The following is a 14,738-nucleotide window of genomic DNA, read 5'->3' as shown; positions in this document are numbered from 1 at the left end:
ACTCCACCGTGCTCACGGATATAGTTGATCAACCACTCGGAAGTAAGTCTAACTTTCTTTTCCAAGACTGCCTCCCTTCTTCAATGTCTTTTCGCTCCTTATAGGGATGGCCAGAACTAAGCCGCCTCCATCAGGCAGTGGATGCCCACACTAACGTGGTTGGCAGGCTGCCCCATGGCCGAGGCAGCCTGTACCACCAGAGCTGGCGCGCGGCAACTGGGCTGGCATAGATAGTCGCTGGCTGACTGGCACAACTCCAGATGCGCCTGCGCCTCCTGTCCATATGACGGGGCATGCATCACATGCAATGCGGAGGCCCAGCGTTGCAGGTAAGGACAGGATGGATCCATCGAGACCGCCACATTCTCCGTGGACAGTCGGTACATACGCAAGCAAATAGAACAATCGCATTCGGCGATTTCAGCTCGTACGACCATGCCTCGTGTGCCAAATGGTTGTGCAGGTAAGTGGGCATGCATCCTGAGTTCAGTGCACTTTGGGCAGGGGCATAACCACCACGGCGTCGGGATGACCAGACAGGCGTAGCAATCAGGTGCAACCAGTGCAGTGCGAACAGTCTCGACAGCAATTCTCCGAGCTCTTCGTCCCGCAGGCGATAGCTGATGTGCTGGCTCTCACGAGTTGCTACGATGAGATTGTTCTGGCGCAGGAAGGCCAATTGTTGTGAGACGTACGCCTGGCGTCTGTTGAGGCTTGTCATCAAATGGCAGACGTACTGCTCACCTGCGCCGAGCGCCCATAGGATCTGCACACGCACTGGGTGGGCGAGAACTTTGATCAGTTCGAGCCCCCGTGTGTGGTTTTTCACCGTTTGTCCTCACGTTCTCTAAGAGCCAGCCAGTGGCCTGACGGTGGCTACAGACTAGAAGCATGCCTCAAGCAGCGTTGCTTTGGAGCTGCCTCCTCTCTGGGAAGCTACGTCAGACCCCACATCGCTATTGCGAGTGCACTGCCATCAGCTCGGCGATGGCTTTCCTGATCTCCTCCTTCGTTGGGAAGGAGATCGCATCGCCACTGCAGAGATTAGCACAGGCACTACATCCCACTACACAGTTGTAAGGATTGGCGACAATGGGGTGATTCCCTTCGTCATCCCATTGGTACACGCCATTTCCACAGAAGTTGAAACACTCCTGGCAGCCAATGCACTGGTCCAGGTCAACGCGTGGATACCAGGGTATCTGTTCTCTTGGGATTCCTCTCGGATTCATCTATAGCCTCCGGGCAGATTAGTGTCGGTGCTGAAGCTAAGCTGCAGCTTCGCTCAGTTGCTTGACCGCTTCTGCTACCTTATTCATGGCCTCCTCTGTGGACATGTTGCGCAGGTCAAGGGAGACCACCTGCTTGTCAAAGTCGCCACCCACTGAAGCAAAAGCGTCCTTGAACATCTTGCGCTGCATCTTGGGATCGCAAGCGCCAATGATGTACTTGCTATTGGACTTGATGTAATCTGTCAGGAAGCGGTCGCCGTCATCCACGCACAGTTGTGGATGGACAATGGCATACTCTACATCCAGTTCATTGCGGACATAGTTGATCAGTTGCCACAGGTTGAGGCTCTGAAACCCGGGGCACTCACCAGTGCAAATACACATGACAAATCTTGGTTTCTCAGACATAGTGCGATGCCTCCTCCAATGTTGTAATATTGTGTTTTCCTAACTCGCTTATCCAGTACAAACCAGCCAGGTATCCTTTGCCTGGCTAGTCTGTGCTGAAAGTGGGCCAAAGTGTTTGTGCAATTATATTCAGTTTTCTGAATATACTATACCGCAGAAATGGCTTTTTGTCAAATCTGAGGAGCACGCACAAGTTGGTGCCCTGATGGCTTTACAACAAGCTTCTGCGCATCATGAGCGGATCCAGGTGCTAGTTGCTCGAAGCTGTGTTCAGCCAGCTTTTGATCTCTCCTTTTGTTGGGACGCGCCCGCTACAGACTACCTTACCATTGATCACCAGCCCCGGCGTGCGTAGGATGGGGTATTTCATGATCTCCATCAAATCGCTGACTTTCTGAAAGGTGACGTCGGCTAGGCCCAACTCAGCTGTTGCTTCCTTTGTCAGAGCTTCCAATTTCTTGCAGTTTGGGCAACCAGGTCCGAGTATGATAATGTGCATGGTTTTCTCCTTATTACCTAATCCAGTTGTAGTCCATTTGCCGCAATGACGGCGATGGCAATGAGCAAGCAGGTTTCGACAAGGCGAGTCAAAAAGGGAATAATGTAGTTCATCATGTGCTTTCAATCCAACATAAAGGCTAGGAGATAAACGTTATGGATTACAGAGGAGAGCGCTTTGCACGGCAGGCGGGGCAAGTGCAGGTGCTCTCGTCATACTTCGGGGGTGTAAAGCAGCGCAAGATGTGATCGCCACTAATCTGTGCGAGACAGTGTCGGGCTTCCTGCAGCAGATGTGGAACACTTGCGTCTGCGAGGGAATAGTAGACGTACAATCCTTCTTTCCTGTCGGTAATCAAGCCAGCTTCTTTCAGAGTAGCCAACTGCTGCGAGATGTACGCCTGGCGCAGTTGTAGAATGGCTGATAGGTGACAGACACAGGCTTCACCACGAGATAAGATATCCAGGATGCTCAACCTAATCGGGTGAGCCAGTGCACTGAAAAACCGTGCTTGCCGTTCATAGAGTGCTCGCGTCATTTTCTATTCCTTTATATAAAGGATGGAATATACTTTAACTCTATTTGTATCATTGGTCAAGCCAAGCTACGACGCGCTGGCACAAGTGTAGTTCAGTTTCGCACAAGCCCTCTAAGGGCATGTGGCTCTGTTTGACAAAATTTTCAGATTTGCTATAATTATTTTGACTAACCGCGCTACGATGAGCAAGTACTGAGCCGTGCCGGGGCTTACGAGTCCATCTCCTCGATGAGATATTCGTACCAAGGTATCCTGAATTAGGAGGAAGTCATATCGTGAAAAAAAGACGGCCTGTACTGATCGTGGTGATCGCGCTATTGCAGATCATACCTATCCTTTTGCTGCCTCCCAAAGTATTGCTGTCCGTCAATCGTGCGCTATTAGCTGTGCCAGTGGCTATTTTTGGAGTACTAGCCTGGGCATTGCTTACCCTGCGCCCAGTCGGCAGGATGATGACGATCTTCTTACAAGGTTTTAATATCATTGTGCGTATGTTGATCACGCTATCCAAGGTAGTTCCGTCAAAAGCTCCGGGCACTCCAGCAGATATTCCTCTTCTGATTACTTCATTGCTATCCATTGCTTTATCGGTGTTGATCCTATTCTACATAGATCAGCCCGAGATGCAATTGCTGTTCGAGGCATAGCATTAGTTCTTCAGTTGGCAGAGTAGCCTGCAAAGCGGTCAATGGACGACAGTGCCAAAGGGTTTTGGCTCAGAATCTCGAAAAGAAGGAGGTAAATAGAGCCTAAAATGACGGGTTTATTAGAGAATCGAGATGAGAACCCTTGCGTGCACTGTGGGCAGAAGAGCACGGGGTGGCTTCCCTTGTATACGGTGCCGTAAGAGGTGCAATACCAAGTATCTATAATCCTATTGCAAGGAGGTTTTGACGATGAAAGGCAAGTTAACTTTAGTAGTGAGCGTAGTGCTAGTATTCGGCCTGTTGCTAGGGGCTTGTAAACCGGCGGCTACTCCTACACCAACGCCCAAGCCTGAGGTCAAACCCACAACACCACCAACTGCTGTACCGCCCACGCCCAAGCCGGCGGAGCCAATCAAGATCGCGATACTGGGGCCGCTGACGGGCGATGTAGCGACGTTTGGTGCGTCGAACCGGGATGGAGCGATCATGGCGTTTGAGGAGTGGAACGCCAAGGGCGGCGTGCTGGGGCGGAAGATAGAGTGGGTATTGGGCGACTCGCAGTGCGATCCGAAGGCTGCAGCGGATGCGGGGAAGAAGGTGATTGATGAGGATCAGGTGAAGTACATAGTAGGAGCGGTATGTTCGAGCGAGTCCATTCCCATCAGTGAGTATGCCAACCAGAAGAAGGTGTTGCAGATCAGTGGGACGTCCACGAACGTGATGGTGACGGTGGACAAGGATGGGAAGGTGAAGCCGTACACGTTCCGGGCGTGCTTCATAGATCCGTTCCAGGGTTCGGTGATGGCGAAGTTTGCCTTGGAGAACCTGAAGGCGAAGACGGCGGCGGTGGTATTGGATGTAGGGAATGACTACATCAAGGGTTTGGCGGAGGAGTTTCGGAAGGCTTTTGAGAAGGGTGGCGGGCAGGTAGTGGTCTGGGAGTCGTTTGTGAAGGAGGACACGGACTTTTCGGCCATCCTGGCGAAGGTGAAGGCGGCCAATCCGGATGTATTCTACATTCCCACGTACTATGATAAGCTGAATCTGATAGGTGCGCAGGCGAAGCAGAAGGGGATCACGGCGGTGTTGCTAGGTGGTGATGGTTGGGACTCTCCGGATACGGATTTGGCGGCCTGCGATGGCGGCTACTACACCAACCACTATTCGCCAGAAGACCAGCGTCCGATCGTGCAGGATTTTGTGAAGCGGTATCAGGCGAAGTTTGGCAAGGTGCCGGATGCATTGGCGGCGTTGGCGTATGATGCGGCGAACATCTTGCTGGCTTCGATTGAGAAGGCGGGGGTGGATGATCCGACAGCGGTAGCGAAGGCGATGGAGACGATTCGCTACGAGGCTGTATCGGGGACGATCACGTTTGATCAATTCCACAACCCGGTGAAGAATGCGGCGATCCTGCACGTCAAGGATGGCAAGGTGCTCTTCGAGGCCTCGGTGAGCCCATAATTCGGTGTCCAAGGGAGGGGGCACGAGGTCTTGCCCCCTCCCTTATTTCTAAGGAGAGGAAGGGGAACAGATTCGAAAATGCAGAAAATTCTGAGTCGTGTCGTTCCTTTTTTGCGTAGAGGCTGGTATGCAATCCTGGCGGGATTGTTCATCTTGCTCTGGTTAGCAGGACGTTTTCGTGAGAACCCGGTGCTTTTCGCACAGTTTATGGTGGATGGCATCCGCCTGGGTTTTGTCTATGCCTTGGTCGCTTTGGGCTATACGATGGTTTACGGCATTGTACGCCTGATCAATTTTGCTCACGGTGACGTTTTCATGGTTGGTGCGTTTACTGCTTTCTATGCGACCACGCACTATCATTGGGGTTTTGTCCCCGCTATGATATTGGCTATGGTAGTGTGTTCTTTCCTAGCCGTTATCATCGAGCGAGTGGCCTATAAACCTCTGCGCGATGCACCACGTATTGCAGCCTTGATCACGGCTATTGGTGTTTCGTTTTTTTTGGAGTATTTCACTGCTTTGGATTTCGTCTTCACCCCCAACTTTATCAGTTATACGCCACTGCCAATCAAATTCAAGACCTGGGATGTGGCTGGTGTGACTTTTTCCAATGTCATGTTGATTGTGATCGCGATAAGCACGTTGCTCCTTGTTCTCTTATGGTATCTAGTCTATCGTACCAAGTTAGGGAAAGCGATGCGCGCCGTAGCCTGGGATAAGCCAACAGCGCGTTTGATGGGCATTGACGTGGATATGGTGATCACCTTCACCTTCGCTATAGGTGCGGCTCTGGCGGGCGTGGGAGGCATGTTGTATGTCATTGTGTATCCGCAGATTCGCACTTTCCTGGGTGTAATGCCCGGCTTGAAGGCATTTATTGCAGCGGTGTTCGGTGGTATTGGCAGTATTCCTGGCGCATTTTTGGGCTCACTGATCATTGGCATGGTGGAAACCTTGAGCCAAGGCTACCTGTCTTCTACGCTGCGGGATGCCATTGTGTTTTCTATTTTGATTATCGTGTTGCTCTTCAGGCCGACAGGACTATTTGGCGAGGCCGCGAAGGAGAAGGCATAAGTTAGGAACAGGAGTGGGTATGACTAAATCTCGGTTTCGTTTTCTAGGGCAAAGCTGGTTGTTCTGGGTAGGTGTATGCGTTGTCTTTTTGGTTGTGCAATGGGTGTTGATGCCGCGCATGACGGAATTTCGCCGCACAGCCTGGGTTATATTCCCCTGTATCATGGCCATTATTTGCCTAGGATTGAATCTGATCTATGGCTTCAATGGACAGTTTTCACTGGGACAATGGGGCTTTTATGGCATTGGTGCCTATACTGCAGCATTGATTACCTATCATTGGGCTGCGAGGATCAGTTATCCAATACAAGGAATTGTCCTGCGCATTCCGCCTCTTTTGCAAAAGCTCATCCCTATGGCCCAAGTCGAGCTTTTCCATTTTGATGCCGGAAAGTCAGCGTTGCTATTTGTTGCTGTGCTGATTGGAGCCGTCTTTGCAGCAATAATCAGTCTTGCTTTTGGCTATATTGTGCTCTTGCGCTTGGGCTCGGATTATTTCGGCATTGCCACGCTTGGCTTTACTATCATGATACAGGTGTTGATCATTAACTCTGACCAGGTGATACCAGAGACTAAAGGAGCACGCGGGATGGTTGGCATCCCGCAAATGACTTCCTTTTTCTGGACGTTTATTTTCTTGATCCTGACAATTGTCATCGTACGCAATATCTTGTATTCCAGTGTTGGTCGGGCGATTGTCTCGGTGCGCGAAGACGAAGTGGCTGCACAGGCGATGGGCATTGACACACTGAAATACAAGACCATCTCCTTCGTCATTGGCAGTTTCTTAGCCGGTCTGGCTGGTGGGCTGTACGCCCACCTGTATGCCTTCTTGTCGCCAGGTTATTTCTCCTTTGTCAGGTCTTTCGACCCGCTGATCATCATCGTCTTTGGTGGGTTAGGTAACATGACGGGCACGCTCCTGGCTACATTTTTGTGGGCTATTTCGCTGGAGGGCATGCGCATCTGGTTGCCACAAGGCTTTGAGGCATGGCGTTTTGTGGTCTATCCCATTGCCCTCTTGTTGATCATGCTGCTACGGCCACAAGGGTTGATGGGCAGGGTTGAACTGGGATTTCTGCGCGCACCAAAGTGGCCATTGCGTGTGGCGCCTGTGCAGGAGATGAAACCACAGGTAGCTCCGGCAGGGGCTGGCAATCCTCAACCTGGGGAGGACAAGTTGTCATGACAGCGAGCATGGACGAAAGGCCTATTGTCCTAGATATCAAAGACTTATCCAAGAACTTTGGGGGACGGCTGACAGCAGCAGGCTACGAAGGCGGGCTGTGGGCTGTTCGTGATTTCGATCTGACTGTGCGCGAGGGGGAGCTGGTTGGCCTTATTGGCCCCAACGGTGCGGGCAAAACGACCGTCTTCAACATGATCAATGCCTTAATTTCTGTCACGTCGGGGCAAATAACCTTCTATGGGAAGAATCTGGTTGGCTTGCCACCTCATGTCATCACGCAGGCTGGCATCGGGCGCACTTTTCAAAACATTCGCATTTTCCCCCGCTTGAGCGTGCTGGACAATGTGCGCATCGCGTATCACCCCCATGCCGGGTATGGGTTGTTCCACGCGATCATGCAGAATGGGCGATTTGAAGAGCGTGAACGTGAGTTGACAGAGAGGGCGCAGGAGTTGCTGGCTCTGTTCAATTTACAGGATCGCCAGGAAGAACTTGCTAGCAACTTGCCTTATGGTGAACAGCGCCGTCTGGAAATCGCTCGCGCTCTGGCTGCTCAGCCTAAGTTGTTGTTGCTAGATGAACCAGCAGCAGGCATGAACCCGCGCGAAGTGCACTCACTGATGGATTTGATCCACTTTATTCGCGATAGATTCAAATTGACCATTGTGCTCATCGAGCACCAAATGCGTGTGGTGATGGGCATTTGTGAGTGGATTACGGTAATGGACTTTGGCCAGGTGATTGCGCGGGGCACTGCTGATGAAGTATCTAACAATCCCAGAGTGATCGAAGCCTATCTAGGCAAAGCAGGGAGGAGGGTGTAGCGCTATATGGCAGCAATGCTGGAAGTCAAGGACCTGCATGTTTTCTACGGTGCCATTCATGCCCTGCAGGGTATTTCTTTTCACATCAACGAAGGCGAAATTGTAACCTTGATTGGTGCAAACGGTGCAGGCAAAAGTACTACGTTGAAAACCATCTCTGGTCTGCTGCGCCCCAGACAGGGTAGCATTATGTTTAAGGGCATTGACCTCACCAAGGTGTCTGCACCCAGGATCGTGTCACTGGGCATCTCTCAGGTGCCCGAAGGTCGCAAGATATTCGCACCACTGACTGTGCGCGAGAATCTGGAAATGGGTGCTTATACGCGGAATGACTCCAAGGGGATTCAGGAATCTATGGAGCGGGTCTTCGCTAGTTTCCCACGCCTGAAGGAGCGTCTAAATCAACCTGGCGGCACGCTCTCGGGCGGCGAGCAACAGATGTTGGCCATGGGGCGTGGTTTGATGTCCAATCCCAAGTTGTTGCTTTTGGATGAACCCTCCATGGGTCTGAGCCCGCTCCTGGTAGAGGAGATATTCCGCATTATCCAGGAAATCAATGCACGGGGCACCAGCATCCTGTTGGTGGAACAGAATGCGGCTATGGCTCTTTCCATTGCCCATCGCGCCTATGTATTGGAGACTGGCAATATTGTGCTGGAAGGACCGGCAGCAGAGTTGCTGGAGAATCCGCAGGTCAAGGCGGCGTATTTAGGGCGATAAGCGAAACGCGTTCCGTCTTCTAGCACCATGTGGTGGATTGTTCACGGCCGGGTTATCAAACTCGGCCGTTTGTTTTGCTTTTCATGCAGGAGAGCCTATGCGTTTCACGAATGCGGCCAACTGTTCTGCTATCGCGTGCACAATCTCGTCTGGTACGCCATCTGTCGCTTTGGATTGCAGGCGGAGGTCAATCGGATCGTTGACATAATCTACAGCAAAGAAACGGCCGTCCATGGAGAGCGCGATTTCGGTGGAGAAGAGTTCGAGCTCGCACAAGTCCGCGATGCAGAGCGTCATGTCGCGCAGTGGGCTCAATGCATACTCTGCCTCCTCGGCTGGACTGAGCGGGGTATAGATGTGAGTCCGGCCATCCCACCAGCAGGGGTGGACCTGCCCGACACAGTAAATGACACGGAACCACGCTGGCCGTGAGCCAAGCTGAGCCGGAGCGACGTGAGCTTGCAGCAAATACTCGCCATCGGGATATTCCTGCCTGGCGTTCAATACTTCTTGCCATGAGGTTGCTTCATTGAACACGCCTTCACCGCCCCCACGGCAGGCTGGTTTGATCGTAAATGGTGAGCCCAGCGAACTCAAATCGAGCAAGGGGAGTTCTGGCAGTTCGTTGTATGGCGGGATGATGAAGGCATGAGGTACTTGCACGCCTGCGCGGAGGAATTCCATGTGCATCTCCGCTTTGTCCCAGGCACGACGTGCTTTCTCATAAGCGTTGATGAATCGCAGTCCATTTTCTTGCGCCCATTGCACCAGGGTCATGAACCGAGGGTCATCATCGGAAGCGCGGTCGAATAAGGTATGGAAAGTTTGTTCCGCGTTTGCCAGCGCTTGCAAGCTAGACGCAAGGTTATGGGGGGTGATCTGCAGCACCGATAGGCCGTGCTCGCGGCCGGCCATATCCAGTAGCGCGACAAAGTCGGCGTCGTGGTTCCAATTCCAGGCGATACACAGATCGTAATGGATCATGGGCTTGTTCCGCGGTGCGTGTTTCTTGCTGCGTGATAGCAATGAACCATTATAGCACACTTGAGGATAGGCAGCAATTTGACAAATCCGCCTTTTCAACTAAAATAACAATCAAAATACAGATTTCCTGGCTCTGGCGAGTCCCCATGCGGGGAACGGGGGAACCAATTTTCGGGGTGTATCTCGTGGGTACGAGTAGGAGAGTCTTCCCTCTCAAACCCGTCAGCTAACCTCGTAGCCTGTGGAAGATAGAGCTGTCTGTGTTTTGTTAGTGCACAGGGAGTGAATTGACCGCAGTCTTTCCTTGCTGGAAGCGATAAGCCGGGTTCGCCCCGGTTTTTTGTTGCAGTGCACCCCTCTGCCAGTGGCCAGCAAAAAGGAGATGCTATGAAGGGAGTCATTTTGGCCACGGGACTAGGTCAATATCTGGTACCATTATCCACTTGTCTTCCCCATCCATCGGCTTTTGTGCCTGAGCGTCCCTTGATTGATTATGCCATCGAAGCCTTTATGAATGCAGGCTTTGAAGAAATTGGCATCGTATTGGGTTACAATGAAGGTATCCTGCGTCCTTATTTGCAGGACAGTGCCAGGTATGGCATTGCGATCTATTGTTTGCATAATCCTTGGCATATGCGTGGCAGTGCGACTTCTCTCTTCGCGGCACGTCCCTTTGTGGAGGGTGAACCCTTCGTCGTAGCAATGGCTGACCGTTTGCTTCCAGCACACCTTCTGTTCCCATTGCTAGTTAGTCCTTGGCACGCACACGTGATGTGCGTTAATCGTCGAAATAAGACGGGGGCGAGATGGCAAGGCACGGTTAAGGTATGGCTTGACAAACATGGGAAGGTGCAGCGCATTGGCAAGCGCCTGAAACATTGGCATGCAGTGGATACTGGTGTGTTCCTTTTTCAATCGCGCATCTTTCATCATCTTTCTTATTTGCTGCGACGTTGGGAAGAGCCTTGTTCTGTGATCCAACTCGCACAGCATCTCATTGCCAGTGGTGACGAGCTCTGGGCCTGTGATGTCTCCAATTCTTTCTTGCTCGATAATGCGGATAACTGGAATCATTTCCGTTATGTGCAACAGATGCTCAGCATTAGGCTAGCTCAGGAAGAACTCATCGCCTAGCCAGGCCTCAGATAAGGGCGCCTCCTCTGGCTGAGCGGAATCTCCTCTCTGCTTCTCTGCGCTCTGTTCATCCCCAAAGTTGAATCATAACGCAGCGGATTTGTCCTAAAGAGTAATTTGGCTACAATTAGCAAGCATCGTTTTCCACGCGGTGGAGAACCTGTTCTGAAGACTGATCAACTGTTGCAGCCGGCAGCGGCGATTTATGCACTAGTTGATTAGCGTAGCTAGTTGCGCTCAACTAATAGGGAGGAGAAACCCAGTGTCTGAAACGTGGCAGGTAGACGGCCGTGCGCTTGTCGTCTCCAATTTGAGGAAGGTTTTCTGGCCGGAAGACTGCTTGACCAAAGAAGACATGCTGCGCTATTATCAGGCGGTGGCGCCAACGATGCTGCCCTATCTGAAGGACCGGCCAGTTACTCTGCGCGTTTTCCCTGACGGCATCCATGGTTTCTCCTATTACCGACGGGACGCGCCGGAGCATGCTCCCAAGTGGTTGCGCTATGTAGATTACCAGCCAGAGACATCCGCGCGTATTATTCAATTGCCATTGATAGATGACGCAGCAGGGTTGCTATGGCTGGCAAATGAAGGCGCCATCGAGTTTCATTCCTGGGCTTCCTGTGTCACTAACCTGACACAGCCAGATATGGCGATCCTTGATCTAGACCCGGGGGATCAGGCTACTTTTGACGAGGTCTTGCAAGCAGCATTGCGGCTGCGCGATGCGTTGGAAAAATTGAACCTGCATAGCTATCCAAAGACCAGTGGTGGACGAGGCTTACACGTGTACTTACCCTTAGACTCTGGCCATACCTTTGAAGAGGTACGCATGTGGGTCAGGACGCTGGCTGAGCGTCTGGCTGTTTCGTATCCCGAGCTGATTGCCGTGGCGCATGGAGCAACGCATCGCGGTCGCCAGGTTACGATAGATCATGCTCAGAACAGCATCGGCCGCAATACAGCAGCTCCCTACACACTGCGGGCGCAGCGTGGCGCGCTTGTATCGGCTCCGCTTACCTGGAGCGAGGTTGAAGCGGGGCACATACGACCATCAGACTTTGCTCTGCGCACATTGTCTGAGCGTGTGCAGATGAAAGGCGATTTGTTTGCTCCAATACTGCAAGGAGGCCAATGGTTGCCTCCTCTGACCACAGGATAAACCCGAATGAGCAAGATACTGATTTTGATGAGCGAAACAGGTGGCGGGCATCGTGCCAGCGCCGAGGCTATACGGGATGCATTTCGGGAGCGATATGGCGCACAATTCCAGGTAGATATGGTGGACTTGTGGAGCCAGCACACGCCTCCGCCTATTAATCAGGTGCCCAAAACATATCGGTTCTTGGTAGATGATGTGCCCTGGTTATACAAGTTTATTTACGAAATCGGCGAGAAAGCAGAACTGATCGACCCACTGATGAAGGTTACAGCAACCTTTCTGTCGCCCTTTATCAAGAGAACTATTGAGGAATATCATCCCGACCTAATTGTGTCTGTTCATCCGCTGATGCAGCAGATCACGTTGGAAGTGTTGTTGCGCATGAAAGGTGCCATACCCTTTGTCACTGTAGTAACTGATTTGATTACCATCCCACCCGTTTGGTTTGACCCTAGGGTCACGCTCTGTTTTGTTCCTAGCGACGAGGGCTACGTTCTGGCGCGGCGCGCAGGGTTAGAGCCTCATCAGCTGCGCCAGTTGGGTTTGCCTATCCGTCCAGCCTTCGCTCAAACTCCCCCGCCTAAATCACTCGTGCGCCAGCAATTAGGCCTGATGCCGGAGGTAAAAGCGGTCTTGATCGCTGGTGGTGGAGAAGGCATGGGACCCGTGGGGGAGATTGCGCGGGCAGTAGCGCAGCGTCTAGCTGTCAATGGTCAAGGTGCAAGGTCACCGGCTGGCCAGTTGGTTGTGATCTGCGGACGCAATCAGGAGTTGCAGAGGGAGCTGAGCGCTTGGGACTGGCCTGTGCCTGCGATCATCAAAGGTTTTGTCGAGAATATCTGGGACTGGATGATGGCCTGCGATTGCATTATCACCAAGGCCGGCCCTGGGACCATTGCCGAAGCCTGTGCCCTTGGATTGCCTATCCTGCTCAGCGGCTACATCCCAGGGCAGGAGTCAGGCAATGTGCCTTACGTGTTGAAGCATGGGATCGGGATCTATGTTACCGAGCCATGGCAGATCGCCGAGGTGATTGCTGGTTGGTTTGGACCGCAACAGGACATCATGGAACAAGTCGCGGCTAACGCGCGCAAGTTGGGTCATCCTCAGGCTACGTTCCAAATCGTTGAGGAGATTGCTAGACTGCTTAGCAGCAACAAATCAGATTCCACCAGTGCCATAACTTGAAGGGGTTAATCACAGACATGTCGGAAGATAAAACCATGCACACTGCGGATTGTATTGTGAACACGCAAGGACTGATACGGCGCTTTGGCACCTTAACAGCCGTGGATGCACTAACCATTGCCGTCAAGTCTGGTGAAGTGTTTGGGCTGGTGGGTCCGAATGGAGCAGGCAAAACAACCGTGATCAAGATGCTGACCACTTTGCTGCCGCCTACCATGGGCAAAGCCAGCGTGGCTGGCTTTGACATTGTTCGCCAGGCAGCAGACGTGCGACGTTGCATTGGCTATGTTCCTCAAGTGCTCTCTGCCGACGGTACTCTAACAGGCTACGAGAATTTGCTTATCTTCGCCAAATTGTATGACATCCCGCGTGCGGAACGCGAGTTGCGGGTGCGTGAAGCACTGGCTTTCATGGGCTTGGCTGATGCCGCGGACAAGTTGGTGCGCAACTACTCCGGTGGGATGATCCGTCGGTTGGAGATTGCACAGTCCATGTTACACCATCCCCAGATATTGTTCCTGGACGAGCCAACGGTTGGTCTTGATCCATTGGCACGTAAAGCAGTGTGGGAGCATATTTGGCAGTTGCGTGCTGATTATGGTGTGACGATCTTTCTGACTACGCACTATATGGATGAGGCCGATAACCTATGCAACCGAGTCGCGATCATGCATCTCGGTAAAGTGGTGGCCCTTGGTACACCGGCGGAGTTGAAAACCTCCATTGGCAATAGCAATGCCACATTGGATCAGGTGTTCACCTACTATACAGGAGATATCTTGGAATCAGGAGGAAGTTACCGTGAGACTTCTCGAACAAGGCGCACCGTCCACAAGCTGGGCTAGCATGGGCCGGCCATCCTTGGGACGTGTGTGGAGAACCATAAACCGGTTTGTCAGCAAGACGTTAACCATTGCTGAGCTGGAGGTGCGCAAACTGCGTCATGACCCCACCGAGCTATTGACACGTGCTGTGCAGCCGGCGCTCTGGCTGCTGGTCTTTGGGCAGGTTTTCACTCAGACGCGCGCAATTCCTACTGGCGATCTGCGCTACATTGATTTCATGACCCCTGGTATCTTGGCACAAAGCGTATTGTTCATTGCCATCTTTCATGGGATTGCAATTATTTGGGAGCGCGATCTGGGGATCGTGCACAAGTTTCTGGTCAGCCCCACGCCGCGTGCTGCGTTGGTGCTGGGCAAAGCGCTATCAGCTAGCGTGCGTGGGTTATCGCAGGCCTTTCTCGTCTATATATTAGCATTGCTTCTGCATGTGAGGGTGTCCAGAAATCCTTTGGCACTGCTAGGCGTACTGGTCACGATCATACTAGGTGCGGCGCTTTTCTCTTCGTTCTCCTTGATCGTCGCCTGCCTAGTGAAAACGCGGGAGCGATTCATGGGCATTGGTCAGGTGCTGACGATGCCGCTGTTCTTCGCCAGCAATGCCATCTATCCAATTTCAGTCATGCCTGCCTGGTTGAGGGTGATTTCGTGTGTCAATCCCCTGACTTACGAAGTAGATGCATTGCGCGCACTGATACTGGCTGGTGGGACAAGCACCTACGGAGTGGGGTTGGATCTGGTTGTCTTGCTGGTGGTGACAGTGCTCTTGGTGATCATCGGCGGACGCTTGTATCCCAATGTCGTGATCTGAGAGTAAGTCCGTAGCAGGTGTT

At 52.3% G+C, this 14,738-nt stretch carries 17 protein-coding genes; 11 read left to right on the top strand and 6 right to left on the bottom strand.

Annotated features, from left to right (window positions below):
• Nucleotides 1-298: 298 nt before the first annotated feature.
• The 5 genes from H5T67_00360 to H5T67_00340 form a co-directional block, all read right to left on the bottom strand.
• Nucleotides 299-829, bottom strand: coding sequence for a winged helix-turn-helix transcriptional regulator (locus tag H5T67_00360; protein ID MBC7243771.1), 531 nt, complete (start codon nucleotides 827-829; stop codon nucleotides 299-301).
• A gap of 127 nt (nucleotides 830-956) precedes the next feature.
• Nucleotides 957-1,232: a ferredoxin family protein gene (locus H5T67_00355; protein ID MBC7243770.1), complete on the bottom strand. Its 276-nt coding sequence runs from the start codon at nucleotides 1,230-1,232 to the stop codon at nucleotides 957-959.
• Between the two features lie 36 nt (nucleotides 1,233-1,268).
• Nucleotides 1,269-1,640 carry a hypothetical protein gene (locus H5T67_00350; GenBank protein ID MBC7243769.1) on the bottom strand — a complete coding sequence of 124 codons (372 nt, stop codon included), beginning with the start codon at nucleotides 1,638-1,640 and terminating at the stop codon, nucleotides 1,269-1,271.
• 250 nt (nucleotides 1,641-1,890) lie between these two features.
• Nucleotides 1,891-2,139 (bottom strand): thioredoxin family protein, encoded by a 249-nt coding sequence (locus H5T67_00345; protein MBC7243768.1) that lies wholly within the window; start codon nucleotides 2,137-2,139, stop codon nucleotides 1,891-1,893.
• Nucleotides 2,140-2,299: 160 nt separating this feature from the next.
• Nucleotides 2,300-2,677, bottom strand: a complete 378-nt coding sequence (locus tag H5T67_00340; protein MBC7243767.1) for a winged helix-turn-helix transcriptional regulator — start codon at nucleotides 2,675-2,677, stop codon at nucleotides 2,300-2,302.
• A 275-nt stretch (nucleotides 2,678-2,952) separates the two neighbouring features.
• Here H5T67_00340 and H5T67_00335 point away from each other — a divergent pair, with 275 nt between their 5' ends.
• The 6 genes from H5T67_00335 to H5T67_00310 all read left to right on the top strand — a co-directional run bounded on the left by H5T67_00335 (nucleotide 2,953) and on the right by H5T67_00310 (nucleotide 8,595).
• A complete protein-coding gene (locus H5T67_00335) occupies nucleotides 2,953-3,324 on the top strand; it encodes a hypothetical protein (GenBank protein ID MBC7243766.1) in 372 nt (123 codons plus the stop codon).
• Nucleotides 3,325-3,573: 249 nt separating this feature from the next.
• Nucleotides 3,574-4,788: an ABC transporter substrate-binding protein gene (locus H5T67_00330; GenBank protein ID MBC7243765.1), complete on the top strand. Its 1,215-nt coding sequence runs from the start codon at nucleotides 3,574-3,576 to the stop codon at nucleotides 4,786-4,788.
• A gap of 207 nt (nucleotides 4,789-4,995) precedes the next feature.
• On the top strand, nucleotides 4,996-5,862 hold the full coding sequence (locus tag H5T67_00325) for a branched-chain amino acid ABC transporter permease (protein MBC7243764.1): 867 nt from the start codon (nucleotides 4,996-4,998) through the stop codon (nucleotides 5,860-5,862).
• Between the two features lie 19 nt (nucleotides 5,863-5,881).
• A complete protein-coding gene (locus tag H5T67_00320; protein ID MBC7243763.1) occupies nucleotides 5,882-7,051 on the top strand; it encodes a branched-chain amino acid ABC transporter permease in 1,170 nt (389 codons plus the stop codon).
• 8 nt (nucleotides 7,052-7,059) lie between these two features.
• The gene (locus tag H5T67_00315) at nucleotides 7,060-7,875 is read left to right on the top strand and encodes an ABC transporter ATP-binding protein (protein ID MBC7243762.1); all 816 of its coding nucleotides are present in this window, start codon (nucleotides 7,060-7,062) and stop codon (nucleotides 7,873-7,875) included.
• Between the two features lie 15 nt (nucleotides 7,876-7,890).
• On the top strand, nucleotides 7,891-8,595 hold the full coding sequence (locus H5T67_00310) for an ABC transporter ATP-binding protein (protein ID MBC7243761.1): 705 nt from the start codon (nucleotides 7,891-7,893) through the stop codon (nucleotides 8,593-8,595).
• An 81-nt stretch (nucleotides 8,596-8,676) separates the two neighbouring features.
• Here H5T67_00310 and H5T67_00305 read toward each other — a convergent pair whose 3' ends face one another.
• Nucleotides 8,677-9,579: a hypothetical protein gene (locus H5T67_00305; protein ID MBC7243760.1), complete on the bottom strand. Its 903-nt coding sequence runs from the start codon at nucleotides 9,577-9,579 to the stop codon at nucleotides 8,677-8,679.
• Between the two features lie 387 nt (nucleotides 9,580-9,966).
• Here H5T67_00305 and H5T67_00300 point away from each other — a divergent pair, with 387 nt between their 5' ends.
• The 5 genes from H5T67_00300 to H5T67_00280 all read left to right on the top strand — a co-directional run bounded on the left by H5T67_00300 (nucleotide 9,967) and on the right by H5T67_00280 (nucleotide 14,716).
• Nucleotides 9,967-10,713, top strand: coding sequence for a hypothetical protein (locus tag H5T67_00300; protein ID MBC7243759.1), 747 nt, complete (start codon nucleotides 9,967-9,969; stop codon nucleotides 10,711-10,713).
• Between the two features lie 262 nt (nucleotides 10,714-10,975).
• Nucleotides 10,976-11,875, top strand: coding sequence for a DNA polymerase domain-containing protein (locus H5T67_00295; GenBank protein MBC7243758.1), 900 nt, complete (start codon nucleotides 10,976-10,978; stop codon nucleotides 11,873-11,875).
• 6 nt (nucleotides 11,876-11,881) lie between these two features.
• A complete protein-coding gene (locus H5T67_00290) occupies nucleotides 11,882-13,063 on the top strand; it encodes a hypothetical protein (protein ID MBC7243757.1) in 1,182 nt (393 codons plus the stop codon).
• Between the two features lie 17 nt (nucleotides 13,064-13,080).
• Complete coding sequence (locus tag H5T67_00285) at nucleotides 13,081-13,908, top strand: ATP-binding cassette domain-containing protein (protein MBC7243756.1); 828 nt, start codon at nucleotides 13,081-13,083, stop codon at nucleotides 13,906-13,908.
• A 1-nt stretch (nucleotide 13,909) separates the two neighbouring features.
• Nucleotides 13,910-14,716: an ABC transporter permease gene (locus H5T67_00280; GenBank protein MBC7243755.1), complete on the top strand. Its 807-nt coding sequence runs from the start codon at nucleotides 13,910-13,912 to the stop codon at nucleotides 14,714-14,716.
• The last annotated feature ends 22 nt before the right edge of the window (nucleotides 14,717-14,738 follow it).

The sequence above is a fragment of the Chloroflexota bacterium genome, from assembly GCA_014360905.1.
Lineage (GTDB): Bacteria > Chloroflexota > Anaerolineae > UBA2200 > UBA2200 > JACIWX01.
Note: the sequence above shows the minus strand (reverse complement) of the source record. Positions and strands in the feature narration are given on the sequence as shown.